This is a genomic window from Gluconacetobacter brunescens (genome assembly GCF_048695475.1).
Lineage (GTDB): Bacteria > Pseudomonadota > Alphaproteobacteria > Acetobacterales > Acetobacteraceae > Gluconacetobacter.
Genome location: NZ_JBLHEN010000001.1, coordinates 2,495,720 through 2,515,467 on the forward strand (window position 1 = coordinate 2,495,720; position 19,748 = coordinate 2,515,467).

21 protein-coding genes are annotated in these 19,748 nt (G+C 66.5%); 11 read left to right on the forward strand and 10 right to left on the reverse strand.

The genetic code is table 11. The features are described from left to right. Positions 1-182 precede the first annotated feature (182 nt). On the forward strand, positions 183-1,625 hold the full coding sequence (locus ACMAUO_RS11075; protein WP_420356933.1) for an MATE family efflux transporter: 1,443 nt from the start codon (positions 183-185) through the stop codon (positions 1,623-1,625). A 161-nt stretch (positions 1,626-1,786) separates the two neighbouring features. Beyond that, entirely contained in the window at positions 1,787-1,990 is a 204-nt protein-coding gene (locus ACMAUO_RS11080) for a hypothetical protein (protein ID WP_420356934.1), read from the forward strand. A 227-nt stretch (positions 1,991-2,217) separates the two neighbouring features. Here the strand turns inward: ACMAUO_RS11080 and ACMAUO_RS11085 are convergent, their stop codons facing one another. From ACMAUO_RS11085 to ACMAUO_RS11115, 7 genes are all read right to left on the reverse strand, one after another. Beyond that, a complete protein-coding gene (locus ACMAUO_RS11085) occupies positions 2,218-3,150 on the reverse strand; it encodes an electron transfer flavoprotein subunit alpha/FixB family protein (protein WP_420356935.1) in 933 nt (310 codons plus the stop codon). Positions 3,151-3,152: 2 nt separating this feature from the next. Beyond that, positions 3,153-3,902 carry an electron transfer flavoprotein subunit beta/FixA family protein gene (locus ACMAUO_RS11090; protein ID WP_420356936.1) on the reverse strand — a complete coding sequence of 250 codons (750 nt, stop codon included), beginning with the start codon at positions 3,900-3,902 and terminating at the stop codon, positions 3,153-3,155. Between the two features lie 83 nt (positions 3,903-3,985). Beyond that, entirely contained in the window at positions 3,986-5,623 is a 1,638-nt protein-coding gene (locus ACMAUO_RS11095) for an electron transfer flavoprotein-ubiquinone oxidoreductase (RefSeq protein ID WP_420357272.1), read from the reverse strand. Positions 5,624-5,734: 111 nt separating this feature from the next. Further along, complete coding sequence (locus tag ACMAUO_RS11100) at positions 5,735-6,367, reverse strand: 2OG-Fe(II) oxygenase (RefSeq protein WP_420356937.1); 633 nt, start codon at positions 6,365-6,367, stop codon at positions 5,735-5,737. Positions 6,368-6,410: 43 nt separating this feature from the next. Next, complete coding sequence (hemN, locus tag ACMAUO_RS11105; protein WP_420356938.1) at positions 6,411-7,784, reverse strand: oxygen-independent coproporphyrinogen III oxidase; 1,374 nt, start codon at positions 7,782-7,784, stop codon at positions 6,411-6,413. A gap of 5 nt (positions 7,785-7,789) precedes the next feature. After that, a complete protein-coding gene (locus ACMAUO_RS11110) occupies positions 7,790-8,578 on the reverse strand; it encodes an OmpW/AlkL family protein (RefSeq protein ID WP_420356939.1) in 789 nt (262 codons plus the stop codon). 85 nt (positions 8,579-8,663) lie between these two features. Beyond that, positions 8,664-9,140, reverse strand: a complete 477-nt coding sequence (locus ACMAUO_RS11115) for a hypothetical protein (protein ID WP_420356940.1) — start codon at positions 9,138-9,140, stop codon at positions 8,664-8,666. 184 nt (positions 9,141-9,324) lie between these two features. On the opposite strand from ACMAUO_RS11115, the gene ACMAUO_RS11120 reads away from it, so the two are divergent. Then, a complete protein-coding gene (locus tag ACMAUO_RS11120) occupies positions 9,325-10,080 on the forward strand; it encodes a Crp/Fnr family transcriptional regulator (RefSeq protein WP_420356941.1) in 756 nt (251 codons plus the stop codon). A 163-nt stretch (positions 10,081-10,243) separates the two neighbouring features. Here the strand turns inward: ACMAUO_RS11120 and ACMAUO_RS11125 are convergent, their stop codons facing one another. Then, positions 10,244-11,470 (reverse strand): AI-2E family transporter, encoded by a 1,227-nt coding sequence (locus tag ACMAUO_RS11125; protein WP_420356942.1) that lies wholly within the window; start codon positions 11,468-11,470, stop codon positions 10,244-10,246. Between the two features lie 295 nt (positions 11,471-11,765). Here ACMAUO_RS11125 and pqqA point away from each other — a divergent pair, with 295 nt between their 5' ends. Genes pqqA through pqqE form a run of 5 tightly spaced genes read left to right on the forward strand, consistent with a single transcriptional unit; the run spans position 11,766 to position 14,954 of the window. Continuing rightward, a complete protein-coding gene (gene pqqA, locus ACMAUO_RS11130) occupies positions 11,766-11,846 on the forward strand; it encodes a pyrroloquinoline quinone precursor peptide PqqA (protein WP_012224451.1) in 81 nt (26 codons plus the stop codon). Between the two features lie 60 nt (positions 11,847-11,906). After that, a complete protein-coding gene (pqqB, locus tag ACMAUO_RS11135; RefSeq protein ID WP_420356943.1) occupies positions 11,907-12,830 on the forward strand; it encodes a pyrroloquinoline quinone biosynthesis protein PqqB in 924 nt (307 codons plus the stop codon). Next, the gene (gene pqqC, locus ACMAUO_RS11140; RefSeq protein ID WP_420356944.1) at positions 12,827-13,564 is read left to right on the forward strand and encodes a pyrroloquinoline-quinone synthase PqqC; all 738 of its coding nucleotides are present in this window, start codon (positions 12,827-12,829) and stop codon (positions 13,562-13,564) included. The genes pqqB and pqqC overlap by 4 nt, the downstream gene beginning before the upstream one ends. After that, entirely contained in the window at positions 13,561-13,857 is a 297-nt protein-coding gene (pqqD, locus tag ACMAUO_RS11145) for a pyrroloquinoline quinone biosynthesis peptide chaperone PqqD (RefSeq protein ID WP_420356945.1), read from the forward strand. Before pqqC ends, pqqD begins: the two co-directional genes overlap by 4 nt. Next, on the forward strand, positions 13,854-14,954 hold the full coding sequence (pqqE, locus tag ACMAUO_RS11150) for a pyrroloquinoline quinone biosynthesis protein PqqE (protein WP_420356946.1): 1,101 nt from the start codon (positions 13,854-13,856) through the stop codon (positions 14,952-14,954). The genes pqqD and pqqE overlap by 4 nt, the downstream gene beginning before the upstream one ends. Positions 14,955-15,008: 54 nt before the next feature. Here the strand turns inward: pqqE and ACMAUO_RS11155 are convergent, their stop codons facing one another. Together ACMAUO_RS11155 and ACMAUO_RS11160 are read right to left on the reverse strand one after the other, a co-directional pair. Next, on the reverse strand, positions 15,009-15,485 hold the full coding sequence (locus ACMAUO_RS11155) for a TM2 domain-containing protein (RefSeq protein ID WP_420356947.1): 477 nt from the start codon (positions 15,483-15,485) through the stop codon (positions 15,009-15,011). Between the two features lie 363 nt (positions 15,486-15,848). Continuing rightward, positions 15,849-16,772, reverse strand: a complete 924-nt coding sequence (locus ACMAUO_RS11160; RefSeq protein ID WP_420356948.1) for a serine hydrolase — start codon at positions 16,770-16,772, stop codon at positions 15,849-15,851. 286 nt (positions 16,773-17,058) lie between these two features. Between ACMAUO_RS11160 and ACMAUO_RS11165 the strand changes: the two genes are divergently transcribed. The 3 genes from ACMAUO_RS11165 (at position 17,059) to ACMAUO_RS11175 (ending at position 19,677) form a co-directional block, all read left to right on the forward strand. Further along, entirely contained in the window at positions 17,059-18,219 is a 1,161-nt protein-coding gene (locus ACMAUO_RS11165) for an FAD-dependent oxidoreductase (RefSeq protein WP_420356949.1), read from the forward strand. A gap of 1 nt (position 18,220) precedes the next feature. After that, the gene (locus ACMAUO_RS11170; RefSeq protein WP_420356950.1) at positions 18,221-18,616 is read left to right on the forward strand and encodes a c-type cytochrome; all 396 of its coding nucleotides are present in this window, start codon (positions 18,221-18,223) and stop codon (positions 18,614-18,616) included. Positions 18,617-18,786: 170 nt separating this feature from the next. Then, positions 18,787-19,677: a LysR family transcriptional regulator gene (locus ACMAUO_RS11175; protein ID WP_420356951.1), complete on the forward strand. Its 891-nt coding sequence runs from the start codon at positions 18,787-18,789 to the stop codon at positions 19,675-19,677. The last annotated feature ends 71 nt before the right edge of the window (positions 19,678-19,748 follow it).

The following is a 19,748-nucleotide window of genomic DNA, read 5'->3' on the forward strand; positions in this document are numbered from 1 at the left end:
CGCCGGCCCCAGCCATGTGCCGCTGACGGCCACGACACCGGGGATACATGCACGATCGGGCTTTCCCGTGGCGGGAAAGAGGCTATCATCGGGGCAATGATCCCAGGACCCTCAGCCGGGGCCGCACGCGGCACCAGGGGCGCGGCCAGACGCGCAGCCGGGGCGAGCAAGGACGCAGCCCGATGAAGGCCTGCCGTCCCGCCCGTTTCTGCTCCGGCGACATCATGCGCCACGTCGTCGTCATGGCCGGGACCGGGGCGATCGGGCTGATGGCCGTGTTCGCCGTCGATCTGCTGAACCTGTTCTATATCTCGCGCCTCAACGACCCGGCGCTGACGGCCGCGATCGGCTTTACCGGCGCGGTCGGCTATGTCCAGATCGCGGTCTCGATCGGCATGTCGATCGGCCTGGGCGCCGTCACTGCCCGCCAGATCGGCGCCGGCCGGCACGACCGGGCGCGCCGCATCGCCTCGTCCTTCCTGCTGGTCATGACGGCGGTCATGGTCGCCCTGGGGCTGGCGACGGCCCTCTTCTCCACGCCGATCCTGCATCTGTTCGGCGCGACGGGGCGGGTGGCGGAACAGGCCGGCCAGTATATCCGCATCGTCTCTCCCGCCTTGTGGCTTGTCGCGGCGGGCATGGGCTGCTCCAGCCTGCTGCGCGCGGTCGGCGACGCCAGACAATCCATGAACGTCACCCTGATCGGGGCACTGGCCTCGGCCATGCTCGACCCGCTGCTGATCTTCTGGCTGCATCTGGGCCTGGCGGGGGCCGCCATCAGCACCATCCTGTCGCGCGGACTGGTGGCCATCCTGGGCTATCTGGCGGTGCGGCGGCACGACCTGCTGGCCATGCCCTCCAGCCGCTACATCCTGCATGACGCCAAGCTGGTCGGCGGGGTGGCGATGCCGGCGATCCTGACCAATCTTGCCACCCCGATCGGCGGCCTGTTCGTCACCCACGCCATGGCCACGTTCGGCCTGGCGGCGGTGGCCGGGCAGGCGACCATCGACCGGATCGTTCCCGTCGCCTTCGCCTTCGTCTTCGCGCTGACCGGCTCGGTGGGTCCGATCATGTCGCAGAACCAGGGCGCGGGCCAACTGGACCGGGTACGCCAGACGCTGGTGGCCGCGCTGAAGCTGGTGGCCATCTGCGTCGCGCTGACCTGGGCGATCCTGCTGCCGGCGCAGAACCTGGTGGTGCAGGCCTTCGCCGCCCAGGGCACCACGGCGGACCTGATCCGCCTGTTCTGCACCTGGACCGTCGGCGGCTACCTGTTCATCGGCATGCTGTTCGTCGCCAACACGGCCTTCAACAATCTGGGCTTCCCGCTCTATTCGACGCTGTTCAACTGGGGGCGGGCGACGCTGGGCACCATTCCGTTCGTCTGGATCGGCATGCGGTTCGGCCCGTGCGGCGTGCAGGTCGGGCAGGTGCTGGGCAGCGTCGTCTTCGGCACCTGGGCCGTGCTGACCGCCTTCTCGGTGGTGCGCAACCTCAAGCCCGGACGGATCATCCCCGGCCTGGCCACCGAACTGCCGGGCCGGACCGCCAAGAGCGCAATGGCCGAACTGAATGAACTGGACGAGGAGGAACAGATCGCCGAAGACGCCGCGCGGGTTTGATCTTCTGTTCTTTTTTGAAAAAAAGAACCAAAAAACTTTTGAATATTTGTTCTTCACACAGGGAAGAAAACTCTCCCCTACACGAACGTCCTAAAACGAATAAAAGTCTTTTTGCTTCTTTTTCTTCAGAAAAAGAAGGCCCTTAAAGAAAGGACCACCCCATGTCCCGACTGACCGAAGAAGAACGCAACGCCCTGCCGGACGACGCCTTCGCGCTCCCCGGCCGCCGCTACCCGATCCCCGACGCCGCCCATGCCCGCGACGCGCTGGCGCGTGCCAGCGCGATGCTGCATGAGGGCTACCTGACCCAGGACGAGTATGAAACGGTCGTTCGCCGTGCCCGCACGGTCCTGGGCGAAGACTAAGAGGCGGCTTGCAAAGTCACCCTGCCGGCGATCCGACGCGCATTTCCTGCGCTTCGGTGCTCACGGCCATCAAGGCCGCTCCGCTCCGATGCTCAAAAATACACGCCGGGCGTGCCGCTGCACGACACTCTCGCTCGGCAGGCCGACTTTGCAAACCACCTCTTGACGAATCGGGGTCAAGGGGCCGACTGGCCCCTTGCGGGTTCGGGCAGAGCCCGACCTTCCCCTCAGCCCGCCTTGTCCAGCGCCGCCTCGACCTGCGGCAGGATTTCGAACAGATCCCCGACCAGCCCGTAATCCGCCACCTGGAAGATCGGGGCCTCGGGGTCCTTGTTGATCGCGACGATGACCTTGCTGTCCTTCATCCCGGCCAGATGCTGGATCGCGCCGGAAATACCGACGGCGATATACAGCTCCGGCGCCACGATCTTGCCGGTCTGCCCCACCTGGTAGTCGTTGGGCACGAACCCGGCATCGACGGCGGCGCGCGAGGCGCCGATGGCCGCCCCCAGCCGGTCGGCCAGCGGGTTCAGCAGCTTGAAGTTCTCTTCGTTCTGCATGCCCCGGCCACCCGAGACGATCACCCGCGCCGATTCCAGCTCGGGGCGCTCGGACTTCGACAGCGCGATCGAGACGAATTCCGAAAGCGCCGGCCCTTCCGGCACCGTCACCTGCTCGATCGGGGCGGCGCCACCCTCGGCCGGCGCGGGATCGAAAGAGGACGCACGCACCGTCAGCACCTTCTTCGCATCCGACGACTTCACCATCGCCAGCGCGCTGCCGGCATAGATCGGGCGCACGAAGGTGTCGGCATCGACGATCGACACCACGTCGGGGATCGGCTGCACGTCCAGCAGGGCGGCGGCACGCGGCAGCACGTTCTTGCCGCTGGCACCGGAGGCCGCGACGATATGGCTGTAGCCGGGGGCGAGATCGGCGATCACCGCCGCCAGCGGCTCGGCGAGCTCATGGGCGGCGGCGGCACCGGCCGCGCGCAGCACCTTGGCCACGCCGTCGATCCGCGCGGCGGCGTCGGCCACGGCCGCGTCGCCCGTCACCAGCGCATGCACCTCGCCCAGCGCCCGCGCCGCCGTCACGGCAGACCGCGACGCCTGGCGGATGACACCGGACTCATGATCCAGGAAAACGAGTACGGCCATGATCAGATCACCTTCGCTTCGTTGCGCAGACGGGCCACCAGATCGGCGGCGGATTCGACCTTGATGCCTTGCTGGCGCGCCGGCGGCTCGGCCACCGAGACGATGGTCAGGCGCGGCGTCACATCCACACCCAGATCGGCGGGCGCGATCGTCTCCAGCGGCTTCTTGCGCGCCTTCATGATGTTGGGCAGCGAGGCATAACGCGGCTCGTTCAGCCGCAGGTCAGCGGTCACGATGGCCGGCAGCGCCAGCGTCAGCGTCTCCAGCCCGCCATCGATCTCGCGCGTGACGGTGGCCTTGCCACCCGCGATCTCGATCTTGCTGGCGAACGTGCCCTGGGCCCAGCCCAGCAGACCGGCCAGCATCTGGCCGGTGGCGTTCATGTCGTCGTCGATCGCCTGCTTGCCCAGCAGCACCAGGTCGGGGCTCTCCTTGGCCACCAGCGCCTTGAGGATCTTGGCGACGCCCAGCGGTTCCACCGCCACGTCGGTCAGGACCAGGATCGCCCGATCCGCCCCCATTGCCATTGCGGTGCGCAGCGTGTCCTGCGCCTGCTGCACGCCGACCGACACCGCCACCACTTCGGTCGCGATGCCCTTTTCCTTCAGGCGCACGGCTTCCTCGACCGCGATCTCGTCGAAGGGGTTCATCGACATCTTCACGCCAGCGGTCTCGACACCCGTGCCGTCCGCCTTCACGCGCGGCTTGATGTTGAAATCGATCACGCGCTTTACGGGAACAAGAACCTTCATGGACCTCTTCGCCTGTCTGTCAGCCGGAATAGGGAGCACTCACCCCAGGGAGGGCGCCCCCAATAGCGCATTTCACCAAAAAATCACATCCCGCCGGGATAGTTCGGCCCGCCGGCGCCCTCGGGCGTGCACCAGTCGATGTTCTGCGCCGGGTCCTTGATGTCGCACGTCTTGCAATGCACGCAGTTCTGGGCGTTGATCTGCAGGCGCGGCGCGGTCTCGACATCCACGGCCTCATAGACCCCGGCCGGGCAATACCGGCTTTCGGGCGCGCGGAACACATCCCAGTTTACCGTCTTCCACAGTGCCTCGTTGCGCAGCTTCAGATGGACCGGCTGGTCTTCCTCATGATTGGTGGCGGAGAGAAAGACCGAAGACAGCTTGTCGAACGTGATCTTGCCGTCCGGCTTCGGATAGGCGATCTGCGGCGACGCGCTGGCGGATTCCAGAACCTCGTTGTCCGCATGGCGATGATGCAGCGTCCACGGCGCGCGACCACGCAGCAGCATGGCGTCGATGCCCGAATAGAGCGCGCCGCCCTTCATGCCGAACCGCGCGAAGGCGGGGCGGATGTTGCGGACGCCGCGCAGTTCCTCCCACAGCCAGGACTGGCGGACCCGGGCGGTGTAGGATGTCGGCTCGGCCCGGCCGCCCTCCATCGCCTCGGCCACCGCCTCGGCCGCCAGCATCCCCGATTTCATCGCGGTATGCGTGCCCTTGATCTTGGGCACGTTCAGGAAGCCCGCCGTATCGCCGATCAGCGCGCCACCGGGGAAGGTCAGGCGCGGAATCGACTGGATGCCCCCCTCCGACAGCGCCCGCGCGCCATAGGCGATGCGGCGCCCGCCCTCGAACGTGGCCCGGAAGGACGGATGCAGCTTCAGGCGCTGCATCTCGTCGAACGGCGAGAGCCAGGTATTGGGATAATCCAGCCCGACCACGAAGCCGTACGAGACCAGGTTCTCGCCGAAATGATACATCCAGGCGCCGCCATAGGTCCGGTCGTCCAGCGGCCAGCCGAAACTGTGCTGCACCAGGCCGGGGCGATGCTGCTCGGCCGGAACCTCCCACAATTCCTTGATGCCCAGGCCGTAGGTCTGCGGGTCCACGCCCTTGCGCAGATTGTACATCGCCATCAGCCGCTTGGTCAGCGACCCCCGGCACCCTTCGGCGAACAGGGTATATTTCGCGCGCAGTTCCATCCCCGGCGCGTAGTTGGGGCCGGGCTCGCCATCGCGGCCGATGCCCATGTCGCCGGTCACCACGCCCACCACGCGCCCGTCCTCGACCAGCACGTCCGCGCCGGCGAAACCGGGATAGATCTCCACCCCCAGTTCCTCGGCCCGCCCGGCCAGCCAGCGGCAGACATCGCCGAGGCTGACGATGTAATTGCCGTGGTTGCGCATGTGCGGCATCACCCGGTCCAGCATCGGCACGGTGTAGCCACGGCTTTCGGTCAGGAAGAGCATCGCCTCTTCCGTCACCGGCGTATTCAGCGGCGCGCCGGTTTCGCGCCAGTCGGGCAACAGTTCGTCCAGCGCGCGCGGTTCGATCACCGCGCCGGAGAGGATATGGGCGCCGATCTCGCTGCCCTTCTCGATCAGGCAAACCGTCGCCTGCGGCACGAGCTGCCGCAGCCGGATCGCCGCCGCCAGACCGGACGGCCCGCCACCGACAACGACAATATCGAATTCCATTGTCTCGCGCGCGTTTTCGGTCATCGCCTTTCTCGCCTCGTCATGCAGTTGCTGCGCCATGAACGCCACGGCCCGGGTGGAAGATTTATGCCTTCCTAGAACCGAACGGGGCCGGAACGCAAAAGCGGCGGCAAATCAGCGCGCGGGGCCGAATGCCAGCTCCCCGAGCGCGCGCCATTCAGGCGAGACGAAATTGACGATCAGCGACCGGCGCAGGCCCTCGATCGGCCGGCGCACGAACCCATGCCAGCTCTCCTCGCCGGGCACGAACATCAGGCCGGAATTGAACGCGCCGCTGGCCCGCGCCACCGGCCGGCCATCCGCCGTCATCAGGTCGGTGCCCCAGTCCGCCGTCCCCGCATCGGTGGAAAGCGAGACCAGCAGCGTCAGCGTCTTCGCCCCGATATCGGTATGCGGCTCCAGCCAGAATCCATCGGTGTCGAGGCACAGTTCCAGCCGCAGGGCGCAGCCGGCCAGCCGGGCCCCGCACCGCGCGGAAATGGCATCGCGGGCCTCCGGCGCATCGAACATGCGGGCCAGCAGATCCAGCCCCGGCGCGCGGCGCGTCTCGGGTGTGACGAAGACGCGCCGGCCGTTGCGGGCATCGCGCCGGCCGCCGGTATCGCCGCCATGGGCGTCCGCCCCGGGGTCCCACGCCAGCAGCGCGGCACGGGCCGGCGGCGGCAGAACGTCATCCAGCACCCAGTGCGCGAACGGCCACGCCCGCTCTTCCGCCGCCCGCACCGACGCGGCCGCCTGATTGGGCATCAGCCTCTCCATATCCACCACGGCAGGATCCACTACGGCAGGATTACAGCGCGCCGGCATGGCGCTTCACGCCGGCCGGCGCATGATGCGCATCGAACACGGAAGCGATATTGCGCAGGAACGGGCGGCCCTTCTCGGTCACGCGAACCACGGGCCCATCCAGCACCACCAGCCCGTCCATTTCCGCCTGTCGCAGGGCCGGCCATGCGTCGTCATACCAGAAGGCCGGGACCCCATGGCGGGCCCCAACGGCAACCGGGTCGACCCGCAGGTCGCACATCAGCCGTTCGATCACCTCGCCGCGCAGCCGGTCGTTCCCGGTCCGGCACACGCCGCGCACGGCGGGCAGACTGTCGGGCATCGTCTCCATGGCGCGCGCGTAGACTGCATTTGCCGGCACGTTCTGCGTCATGCCCTGGGGAAAATTCGAGATCGCCGAGGCCCCGATGCCAACCAGCACCGACGCGGGATCGACGGTATAACCCTGGAAATTGCGGCGCAGGGTGCCGGTCTCGGCCGCGTGGCAGAGCGCATCGTCGGGCTGGGCATAATGATCCAGCCCCACGGCGCGATAGCCGGAAAGGCGCAAGGCCTCGTCGATGCGCGCCCGCTGGGCCAGCCGCTCGGCGGGTGGCGGCAGGGCGGCTTCGGGCAGCAGGGCCTGGCGCTTCTGCTTCCACGGCACATGCGCGTAGCCGAACACCGCCAGCCGCTCCGGCCGCAGCACTTCGGCGACGGTCAATGCCGTATCGCCCGCGCCATCGACGGTCTGGTAGGGCAGGCCATAGATCAGATCGACATTGATCGAGCGGATTCCCGCCGCGCGCACCCGGCGCACGCAATCCTCGGTCTGTTGCAGGCTCTGCACCCGGCCACTGGCCGCCTGCACCTCCGGGTCGAGATCCTGCACGCCCAGGCTGGCGCGGTTGAACCCCAGCGCGCCCAGCAGCGGCGGATAATCGTCGGGCAGAAAACGGGGGTCGAGTTCGATGGCGATTTCGGCGTCCGCCTCCACGGCGAACAGGCGATGGACCGTCTCCATCACCGCGCGCATGCTGTCGGGCGGCAGGGTCGTCGGCGTGCCGCCACCCCACTGCACATGCCGGACAGGCCGATCGGCGCCGAGTCGCGCCGCCACCCGGTGCAGTTCATCGATCAGGAGCCGGGCATAGGCCGCCCGCAGGTCGGCATCGCGCACGACCGAGCTATTGCACCCGCAGAACAGGCACAGCACGTCGCAGAACGGAACATGCAGGTAAAGCGAGACGGGCGTGCCAGCCGGAACCGCGCGAAGCCACGCGTCGGCTTCGGCGGCACCGACCGAGGCGTCAAACTGCGCCGCAGTCGGATAACTCGTATAGCGCGGCAGGTTGCCCCCATACCGAACCAGAATGTCGGAAGGGGGCAGCGCGTCCATCAGGATCAGAACCGGTATTCGATACCAGCGCCAACCACGGTCGGGTCGAGCGAGTCATGCGCCTTGATGAAGGGGCTGCTGGTGCCACGGTCGTTGGCCCAGGCATGCATCCGCATGAACATCTGCTTGACGTCGAAGTTGAAGAACCAGTTGCCCACGAGCTGGTAGTCGAAGCCCGCATTGACCGACGGACCGCCGGTAAAGCCGACATTGAGCTTCTGCACCAGGCCACCGGCCGGCGAGACGTTGTGGAACCACGCCATCGTGCCGCCGACACCCACATAGGGGTTGAAGCGCTTGTGCGGCCGGAAATGCCACGCGAAGGTCACGGTGGGCGGCAGCACCCAGGCGCTGCCGACATCGACATGGGCCGACCCGCCGACGCCCTCGGCGGCAACCTCATGCCGCGTGCTGGCGGCGATCAGGTCCACCGACAGGTTGTCGGTGAAGAAATATTCGAACGTCAGCTCGGGCATGACCTGGCGTGTGGTCTTGATCCGGCCCGGCACCGCCGCGTTGTTGATCCACAGCTTGCTGTCCCGGTCTTCGGGCAGCACGCCCAGCGCGGACAGGCGGATCAGGAAATCGCCCTTGCCCAGACCGATCTTGGTGCTGGCGCAGGTCTCGAACAGGCCGCAATGGCCGCGACGCGAGGGCGGCGGCGGAACGGAATCCGACGTGACGGGCGCATTGACATAAGCCGACGGCGTGGCCGTCTGGGCGCGTCCCGCGCCCGGCGCCAGCGCCAACAGGCCGGCCAGAGCCGGGACGACGAGGCTACGGGTGAGTTTCATCGTGTGCGCCTTTCAACTTTAAGCGATGAACAACATCGTGTGATGTGCATTGATCACGCACCGACTGTCATCGCCTTGACTTAAATCAAGCCATATTCTGCGATATCTCGATCAGTGTACGAATCGGCATCGGGTGTGTCGCATTGCGCCCACGGGTGGCCATGCGCGCCACCAGGGCCTGCTGGTCCCCCGGCAGGATGACGCGCGCACTCCCGCACCCGGCCTCGCACGCCATATTTTCCAAAGCGGGCAGGAAGGCATCCAGCACCGACCAGACCTCGCCGAATGTCAGCGCAACGAAATGCTCCGCCGTCAGGACCCGCCCGTGGCGCATATCAGGCGCGCACCGAAAGGATATCAATCCGCACGGCGGGGAGGAGGGGGCGTGGCGCGCGACGAGAATGCCCTGCCGGCCGCGCGGGCCGGTGCGCAGGGCACGGCGCGCCAGCCGCATCCACGCGCCGCGCGCCATTCCCGGGTAGGCCAGGCGCACCAGCGGATAGACCAGTGCGACATCCTCGGGGCCCAGCAGGCCGACGACAAGAGAGGGGTCGGAATTCATCGTTGGGCGCGGCTGGAACCTTCCATGCCCGCACGCTTGGGTCCGATGCAGTAAAAGACATTGATTCAGATCAATTCAGCCCGCATTCTGCTATGCGTTCCGGCCCCAGCGGACGGATGGCCGTCCGTGCCGAAACGACCGGCCCGCTGTCCCGCGGGCCTGAACCGGGAGGAACCCGGACGATATGTCTGACCAGACCACCTGCCAGCGCGATGCCCGTCCGCGCCGCCTGATCCTGGCCGGCGCCCACCGCCAGCCCGGCTATTGCCTGAGCTGCGGCATCCGGGCCCAGAGCGTGTGCAGCGTCATCGACGATGACGACATCGCCCGGCTGGCCGAAACGGCGGTCGAGACGCTGGTCCTGCCGGGCCGCAGCTTCATCGAGGAAGGTGCTCCGGCGACCGATTTCTACAATATCACCTCGGGCAACGTGAAGCTGTTCAAGGCCCTGCCCGACGGGCGCCGGCAGATCACGGGCTTCGCCACCACCGGCCATTTCCTCGGCCTGGCGGTGTCCGACCAGTATGCCTTCGGCGCCGAGGCGATGGACACGGTGCGGCTGTGCCGGTTTTCGCGGGCGCGGATGCGGCAGTTGATGGACGATTTCCCCCGCCTGGAGCGCAGGCTGCTGGCGGAAGCGTCGAACGAACTGGTGGCGGCGCAGAACCAGATGCTGCTGCTAGGCCGCAAGACCGCGCGCGAACGGGTGGCCAGCTTCCTGCTGGGGCGCGTGCGCGAGGCCCCGAACCCCTCCGAGGACGTGCCGCTGCCCATGACCCGGTCGGACATGGCCGATTATCTGGGCCTGACGATCGAGACGGTCAGCCGCACACTCAGCTGGATGCGCACCGAACGGCTGGTCGCCATCGGCAAGGGCCACACCGTGCGCATCACCGCGATGGAACGCCTCGAAGCCCTGGCCGCCGGCGAGGCTGGCTGACCAGGGCTGCTGCCGGCGATCCGACGCGCGTTTCCGGCGCTTCGGTGCTCACGGCCCATATGGCCGCTCCGCTCCGATGCTCGGAAACACACGCCGGCCGTGCCGCTGCGCGACACTCTCGCTCAGCATCAGCCCTGGTCAGCCAGCCTGGTTCTTGAAACTTTTATTCCACTTCATGGCCCGGCTCCGGAATAACGTCGGGCGCATGGAGCTTCGGGCCGCGCGTCGGGCCGCCGACGATGTGGCCGATCGGCGTCAGCACCTCCACATGGTCGCAGATGATCTTGAACACCGCGAGCATCGGCACCGAGAGAAACGCCCCCCAGACCCCCCACAGCCAGTCCCAGAACATCAGCGACCCCATCACCAGCACGGGATTGAGCGTGAAGCGCCGGGCCAGCACCATCGGGGTAATCGTCTCGCCTTCCATCAGATGGATGCACAGATAGACCATCGGCGGCAGCAGCGCCTGGAGCATCGACGGGAAGACGAACAGGCTGATGACAAAATAGATCACGATCCCGGTCAGCGGGCCGATAATGGGGATGTAATTCAGCAGGAAGGCCAGCACCCCCCACAAGAGCGGGTTGGGCAGGCCGAACACCCAGCATTGCAGCATGTTCGCCAGCCCGACCAGCACGTTGATGATCGTGATCGTCGTCAGGTACAGCGAGACGTTGCGTTCGATCTGATAGGCAATCTGCACCGCGCGGCGCTTGTCGGCAAAGGTCGGCATGATCTCGACGAAGCGCCGCAGCAGGCTGTCTCCCTGCGCCAGCAGGAAGAACAGCATCAGCATCATCGTAAAGAGCTGGCCCACGAACGCCCGCGTTCCCAGCAGCACGCTGGAGCCGAACAGGCCCAGCCCCCCATCGCCCGCCGGCGCGGACGGCGCCAGCAGGGTAACCTGTCCGCCCCCCTGCGCGCTCCGGCCGCTGACCACGGCCATCAGGCTCTCGATCCGTTCGTTGGCCGCCTGGATCATCCGCAGCGGCCCATGCAGCACGGCCATATGGGCCTGGATGGCCGCCATGGTCTGCGGCGCCCGGCTGATCCAGCCGGCGGCAGGCACCGAAATCGCGGTGCCGATCGCCCCCACCACGCCGAACAGGCACAGGATCAGCAACAGCGCCGCCAGCGTCTTGGGCAGCCGCAGGCGCGCATGCAGCAGGCGCATCGGCGCCGACAGCAGCAGGTTGGCCACCAGCGCCAGCACGATCGGCAGGATGATCGCCGCCGCGAAATACAATGTGTAGAAAACGGCCAGCACCGTCAGGATCAGCAGGCAGATGGTCTGCGCGCTGAAGCGGCTGCGGCGCACGACCTCTATGGCCCGCTGCTGCTGGCGCGTCTCGAACGAATCCGCTTCTTCACTCTCGGGAGCCAGCATCACGCCCCAGCCTCGCCAACGGCAACCGGCGGCAAGGACCCGCCCGACCGCTGTTGAATGGGGCGTAGTCCCCCACCCGCGCCGACGCAAGGCATAACCCGCATCAGCATTGGTGCCACGCGCCCGGCGCGGGCATAAGGTCCTCGATCGCCCCCTCGTCACAGAAACGTGAGAATTCTGAACGGCGATGGCCGCAAAAGGCGACGATCAAGGGTTGAAAGCCGCGATCATCGGAGGTCACATCCAACCTGAAAGCGGGAGCCCCGCCTTCATGACCAGAATGATGGAGGATCACATGGCCTGGACTGCTCCGAAGATCACCGAAGTTCCGCTGGGCGCGGAAATCAACAGCTACGTCTGCGGCCAGAAGAAATAAGCCGCACGAGACGCCGCCCAGCCTCGTGCGGGCGGCGTTTCTGTTCTAGATATCTGCGCCATGATCGACATCATCGTTCTCGGCGCGGCCGCTGGCGGCGGCTTTCCGCAATGGAATTCCAACGCCGCCGGATGCCGGCGCGCCCGATCGGGCGACCCCGACGCCCTGCCCCGAACCCAGGCCTCGATCGCCATCAGCGGCGACGGCGCGCACTGGTTCGTCGTCAATGCCTCTCCGGACCTGCGTACGCAGATCGGGCAGACACCTTCACTGCATCCGCAGGAAGGCCTGCGCTCCACCCCCATCGCGGGAGTGATCCTGACCGGCGGCGAGGTCGATACCGTGACCGGCCTGCTGACCCTGCGCGAACGCCAGCCCTTCACCCTGCTGGGCACCCGCCCGGTGCTGGACCTGCTGGATGCCAACCCCATCTTCGAGGCCCTGGACCGCGCCATCGTGCCACGCCTGGCGCTGACGCTGGACGAGCCCTACGCGCTGGCGCTGCCCGACGGCACGCCGGCCGGGCTGACCATCACGCCCTTCGCGGTGCCGGGCAAGGTGCCGCTCTATGCCGAAACCGGCCCCGACCCGGCCGCCATCGTCGAAAATGGCGAGACGGTGGGGCTGGCGATCACCGACGGCACACGCCATGTCTTCTTCATTCCCGGCTGCGCGCGCATGACCGACGCGCTGCGGGCCCGCCTGCGGGGGGCGGACATCGTGTTCTTCGACGGCACGCTCTGGACCGACGACGAGATGCTCCACGCCGGGGTCGGGCAGAAGACCGGCCAGCGCATGGGCCATATGTCGGTCAGCGGCCCGGCCGGCACGATCAGCGCGCTGTCCGATCTGGAGATCGGGCACAGGATCCTGATCCACATCAATAATTCCAACCCCGTCCTGCTGGCCGACAGCCCCGAGCGCGCGGCGGCGCGGGCGGCGGGATGGGACGTAGCCTTCGACGGCATGAGGATAACGGCATGACGGACCTCCCGCTCTCTCCTGACGATCTGGAGGCCGCGCTGCGCGCCATCGGCGCCGAGCGCTACCACAATCTGCATCCGTTCCACCGGGCCCTGCATGACGGGCGGCTGACGAAGGGCCAGGTGCAGGCGTGGGCGCTGAACCGCTATTATTACCAGTGCCGCATCCCCGCCAAGGACGCGACCCTGCTCGCCCGCCTGCCGACGGCCGACCTGCGCCGCGAATGGCGGCGGCGGCTGGTCGATCATGACGGCGACGCGCCGGGCACCGGCGGCGTGGCCCGCTGGCTGAAGCTCACCGACGGCGTCGGGCTGGACCGCGCCTATGTCGAGTCGCTGGACGGCCTGCTCCCCGCCACCCGCTTCGCCGTCGATGCGTATGTGGAATTCGTGCGCGACCGCTCCATCCTGGAGGCCATCGCCTCATCGCTGACCGAACTGTTCTCGCCCACCATCATCAGCGAGCGCGTGGCCGGCATGCTGCGCCATTATGATTTCGTCACGCCCGAAACGCTGGCCTATTTCCAGCCCCGGCTGACCCAGGCCCCGCGCGATTCCGACTTCGCCCTGGCCTATGTGCGCGAACACGCCCGCACCGCCGCCGAGCAGAAATCGGTGCTGGACGCACTGACCTTCAAATGCGCCGTGCTGTGGTCGATGCTCGATGCGCTCGATTACGCCTATGTCGTCCCCGGCCGCATCCCGCCCGGCGCCTTCACGCCCGACCCCGCATGACCACCGCCCCCACCCCGCCACCGGTCGCCGAAGAAACAATCGTCCGCTTCCTGCGCGGCACCCGCCTGCAACATGACCGGGTGCGCGACCAGTGGGTGATCCAGGCGCCCGAACGCGCCTTCATCGCCGACCCGATCGCCGCCGAGATCCTGCAACTGGTGGACGGCACGCGCCCCGTCTCCGCCATCATCGACATCCTGGCCGAACGCTTCGCCGCCCCCCGCCCCGTCATCGCCCATGACGTGCTGGAGATGATCGCCAGCCTCGCCCAGCGGCAGGTGCTGACGGCATGAGCAACCCGCCCGTCCCGCCACCGATGAGCCTGCTGGCCGAGCTGACGCATCGCTGCCCGCTGCAATGCCCGTACTGTTCCAACCCGCTGGCGCTGGACGGGCGGGAGGGCGAGCTTACGACCGACGACTGGCTCCGCGTGCTGGAACAGGCGGCGGAACTGGGCGTGTTGCAGGTCCATTTCTCCGGCGGCGAGCCCATGGCCCGGCGCGACCTGCCCGAACTGGTGCGCAGGGCGGCATCGCTAGGACTGTACAGCAACCTGATCACCTCCGGCGTGCTGCTCACCGAAGCCACCCTGGCCCAACTGGCCGAGGCCGGGCTGGACCATGTGCAGCTCTCGTTCCAGGACGTCGACACCGTACCGGCCGAGACCATGGGCGGCATGCCCGGCGCGCAGGAAAAGAAGCTGGCGGCCGCACGCCTGATCGTGGCCGAAGGCATGCCGCTGACGACGAATTTCGTCATCCATCGCGGCAATGTCGGCCGCATCGGCCGCATGCTCGATCTGGCGGTGGAACTGGGCGCCCGCCGCGCCGAGATCGCGCACACCCAATATTACGGCTGGGGGCTGGTCAACCGCGCCGCCCTCATGCCCAGCCGCGCCCAGCTCGAAGAAGCGACCCGCGCGGTGGAAGACGCCCGCGCCCGGCTCGCCGGAAAGCTGGCGATCGACTACGTCACCCCCGATTACTACGCCGACCAGCCCAAGCCCTGCATGGGCGGCTGGGGGCGGCGCTTCGTCAATATCTCACCCACCGGCCACGTCCTGCCCTGCCACGCCGCCGAGACGATCAAGAGCGTGCCCATCCCCGACATCCGCACCGCCAGCCTGGCGGCCATCTGGGCCGACGCCCCGCTATTCCGCCTGTTTCGCGGCACGGACTGGATGCCCGAACCCTGCCGCGGCTGCGACCTGCGCGAGCAGGACTGGGGCGGCTGCCGCTGCCAGGCCCTGGCCCTGCTGGGCGACGCGGCGGCCACCGACCCGGTCTGCACCCGCTCGCCCGACCACACCCGGATCAGCAAGATCCTCGCCGACCTGCCGGAGACGCCGCCGCCGCTGGTCTATCGCCGCTACGGCAACGCGCCGGGCTGAGAAAGACCCCGATCCGATCTCTCTTTCCAGCTTCGAAGCCCCGAGCACATTCGTTCAGAACCATTCTTTCTGATGGGCAACATAAGTCTCATAGAAATCCTGATCGGATTTCGAGATGTAAATAATACCCTCAATAAAGGCGATCAGCCAGATAACCGCACCAGGGATACCAAAAAACAGAAATCCGAACATCGTAATGAGCAGCATTACGATACCGGCCTTGTTGTATCCCAGATAAAATTTATGAATCCCAAACCCGCCCAGGAAAATCGCCAGAAGGCCCGCAACGACCTTCGACTTCTCTCCTGACGTATTGATATCTATATTGATACCACCCATTGGCTGGTCACGCAGAACAAATATCGAGAGCGCCTCGCCATTGCTCTGATCGAAATCGACTCTTGCGCCATTCCTCAGAGAAGAAAAATCTGATTTTACGCTCGTTCCCTTGAATTTATATCGATTATTATCGTCCCCGCTGATCAATCCTTCTCCATTCCTGGGGTCATAATCGAGAACGGTTCCGCGCATTTTGTCCCACCCGCACATCTCAAGCCGATTGTACCAGCATAGAGATTCGGGATAATTTTCGTCAATTCCAAGCGGGCCGCGTCAATCCGACACCTATCCCGCCCACCTCCCGGCCAGCCGCACCGGCCAGAAGTGAAAAAGCGGGCCCATGCTGGGCAGGAAACACAAGCAGCAGAGCCCCCGCAAATGCCGCCAGCGCGCCGCAGTTCGTCAGTTTGCGGATACCGAACCGGTCCGTAAGCCGCCCATCAGCGGATAGGTGCACATCATGCCCAGTTCCATCGGCATCACCAGCCAACCAACTCGGTCGGGGGACAGGCCGCATCCGTGAATCAGCCAGGCTGACACCGGCCCCGCGCCCGGTCACGGACCACCCAGACGGTGCCGATAGGCCGTGAAGACCGTTTTGGAAATGGCATTCAGCACCTTGATGCCCGCCGCTTCGTCCGGCAGGTCGCGGCTGAGTTCCACCAGGATGTAATGCGCCCCGTTCGGCAGAAACACGATCGCGGCATCGTTGCGCACGCCGTTGACCCACCCGGTCTTGTGCGCCACCAGCGTGCCACTAGGCAATCCGGGCGGGATAAGATCATTGAAGGTCTGGCCCAGCATGATGCCGATCATCGCGCGGCTCTCGGCCGGGCCGACGATCGCGCCGTGGTCGAGCTTCTGCAAGAACCCGCCCAGCCCCCGCGCCGTCACCCGATTGCGGATGCCTTTGGCGTCGGCATCGAAATCCTCGATCATGCGGCCGAAGGTAATACCCTCCAGCCCCTGCTGCGCCACCACGGCACGGATCGGCATCACACCCAGCCGCTCGACCATCAGGTTGGTGGCGAGGTTGCTGCTGTACTGGATCATGACGCGCAGCAATTCGATCACCGTGACCGGCCTGCCGGCCTGGGCATAGAGCGGATCGTAGGAATCCTCTTTCTGCTCCAGCGAGAAACTGCCCGTGCCGACCAGCGAGTGGAAGCGGTTATGAACCACGACCGTCTCGTTCGGCTTCAGCGTGCCGTCGCGGAAGGCGGCATAGGCGGCATCGAGGACAAGCAGCTTGATGGTACTGGCGGCATTGATCGGTTCGTCACAATGCAGGCAGACATCCGGCGCCTGCCCCGACGGCGCGGCATAGACGGCGAATTCCCCCAGTTGCCCGGCCGTGAGCCGCGCGACCGCATCCGTCATGTCGTTCGCGCGAGCCATCCGGGCCGCCCCGGCGAGAAGAACCAGCGCGCACAAGGCAACGGCGCCGCGTGTCAGAAGGCGCATTCCGGATGGCGGCACGGTCGATCTCCCCGGTGGCATGTCAGGCTCTCATTCTCAAACCATTATACTCTTCGTTTCTTAATCAGACCAATTCACCGGGATTACTATGCGTTAGCCCTGGGTTATCACCTGTGGAAAAGTTTGGCCTTCCTAAGCGGGCCGCGATCGGCGAAGGAAGAAGCAGTCGATCATGCAGCGGGGGTGGCGCGGCGCGGTTATGGATACAGGCAGGACTCTCTCGCGCCGAGGCGTGTTCGCAGGCGGCGCCGCACTGGGTGCGGCCGCAATGATGGCGGGGGAGCGCATGCTCCTGCCCCATGCCGCCTCGGCGGGGGATGCAATCGCGCCGCCGCACCGGCCCCGCCTTGTGCCGATGCACCCGCGCGTGGACCAGATCACCGACATCAAGGTCTGTATCCGGCCCTTTCGCGCCGCCGGCCCCCGGCTGGATGTCGAGCGGATCGGCGACAAGACGATCTTCCATAATTACGGCCATGGCGGCAGCGGCTGGTCCCTGTCCTGGGGGTCGGCCAACCTGGTGGTCGGCAAGGTGGCGGCGACGCTGAACCGCAAGGTCGCGGTCATCGGCTGCGGCATCGTCGGGCTAACGGCCGCGCTCACGGCACAGCGCGCGGGCTTCGACGTCACGATCTATACCCGCGACCTGCTGCCACACACCCGCTCGGTCCGCGCGAACGGAAGCTGGACGCCGGATTCCCGCATCGCCCTGACCCAGACCGCCGGCCCCGCCTTCGCCGAGCAGTGGGAGCAGATGGCGCGGTTCTCATGGGCGACCTACCGCACCTATCTCGGCCTGCCCGGCGCGCCGATCCTGTTCGAAGACAACTACATCCTGTCCGACAAGCCCTTCGACGACGGGCCGCCGAAACCAGCACCCGCCGGCACACCGGGACGGATGCCCCGCGCCACCGAGGATTTCGCAACCTACGAAAGCCGGATTCGCGACATCATCCCGGCGGTCGAGGATATTCCAGCAGCGGAAAATCCCTTCGCCGCGCCGCATGCACGGCGGCATTCGCTCATGATCTATAATTTCGGCGCCTACGGCCACCTGCTGCTGTCGGAATTCCACCAGGCGGGCGGCCGCATCGTCATCCGCGCGTTCCACACCCCCCAGGACCTGACCTCCCTGCCGGAGAAGGTGATCATCAACTGCCCCGGCTATGCCGCGCGCGACTGGTGGCGTGATGACAGCCTGGTCCCCGTCCGGGGCCAGACGGCCTGGCTGCCACCCCGCCCCGAATCCCCCTACGGCCTCGACTACCGGGGCGCCGCGCTGCTGTCGAAGACCGACGGCGTGATGATCCAGGCCGTGGACCTGGACGGGCTGGGCGAGATGACGGGCGTGGGCAATTCCTTCGAGCACCCCGACCCGGCGGAGGCCGCGCGCGCCATCGGCGTCTTCGCCGACCTGTTCGCGCGAATGCCGATGGTGGGCGGGTGACATGACGATGCGAACAAAAAGCACAATGGCAACCTGCGTGGCCGCCCTCGCGCTCGGCATGGCCACGGCGCGCCCCCCTGCCGCCGCAGCAGCGTGCGCCGAACTCACTCATGGCGCCGATCTCTACCGCACGGCCTGCGCGATGTGCCACGGCACACGGCTGGAAGGCAATTTCGAAACGCCCGCGCTGACGGGCCGCTTTGTCGCCAACTGGGCGGGCGCGCCGGTTTCGGAACTGGAAGCCTATGTCCATCGGGCCATGCCGCTGATGGCACCCGGCACGCTGTCGCCGGACGATACACGGGCCGTCGTCGCGTTCCTGCTGGAGGCGAACGATCTCCCGCAGGGCAAGACCGTGCGCGTAGGGGCGCGGAAGAATTCGGCCTGCCCGTCATGAAACATGCGGCACTGTTCTCTTCTTTTTCTGAAGAAAAAGAAGCAAAAAGACTTTTATCCGTTCAGGGACATCGCATGCCCCAAGCACAAAACTCCTGAACGAATCAAAAGTTTTTTGGTTCTTTTTTTCAAAAAAGAACAGAAACCATCCCGCCAAGCCAAGGACCCCCGATGCGCCTGCGCCAGATCGAAGTCTTCTACGCGATCATGACGACGGGCTCGCTACGGCGCGCCGCCGAGCTGCTGCATGTCTCGCAGCCGGCGGCGAGCAAGGTGCTGCGCTACGCCGAGCAATCATTAGGCTTCGCGCTGTTCGAGCGCGCGGGCGGCCGGCTGGTACCGACGCGCGAGGCGCGCATCATGCTGCCGCACGTCAACGTCATTTTCGAAAAACTGTCTGACCTCAAACGCCTGACCGACAATCTGCGCTACGCGCGTGACGGGCATTCGATCAGCATCGGCTGCGTGCCGAGCCTGGGGCTGAGCCTGGTACCGCGCGTGGTCCAGCGTTATCGCACCGCCCATCCCGGCATGGAACTGACGATCGACGCGCTGCACGGCACCGAAATCGTGTCGCGCATCCTGAATCATGATCTCGACCTCGGGATCGTGTTCGGCGATTACACGCGCGACGGGCTGACCGCCCTGCATATCGCCGATATTCCCCTGCTGATGATCGACACCGAGCGCGGGGAAGGCCCCGTCAATGTCGCCGAAATCAATCCGGCCCGCTATATCGGGCTGAGCGAGAACGACCCCACGGCCCGCCTGCTCGACATGGCGCTGGACGAAGCCGGGCTTCCGGCCACGGCACCGGTGCGGGTGCGCACCCATTTCATGGCGGCCGAGCTCGTGCGCCTCGGCGGGGGCTGCGCCATCGTGGATGCCCTAACCGCCCTGCATCATCCGGGCCTGCCCCGGCCGCGCCCCCTTTCCCCACCCCTGAGCGTGACCTGCACCGTCCTGTTCCGCGCCGACCATGCGCTGTCGCATATTTCACAGAGCATCCTTGCCCTGTTGCGAAGCGAGCTGGCAATCGACCTGGCCGCGCTGGCCGAATGACACCCAGCAGGGCTTTAACATCAGGTTAAGGGAGACGTGCATCTGCACAACGGGACAGGCGGAACGTTTCG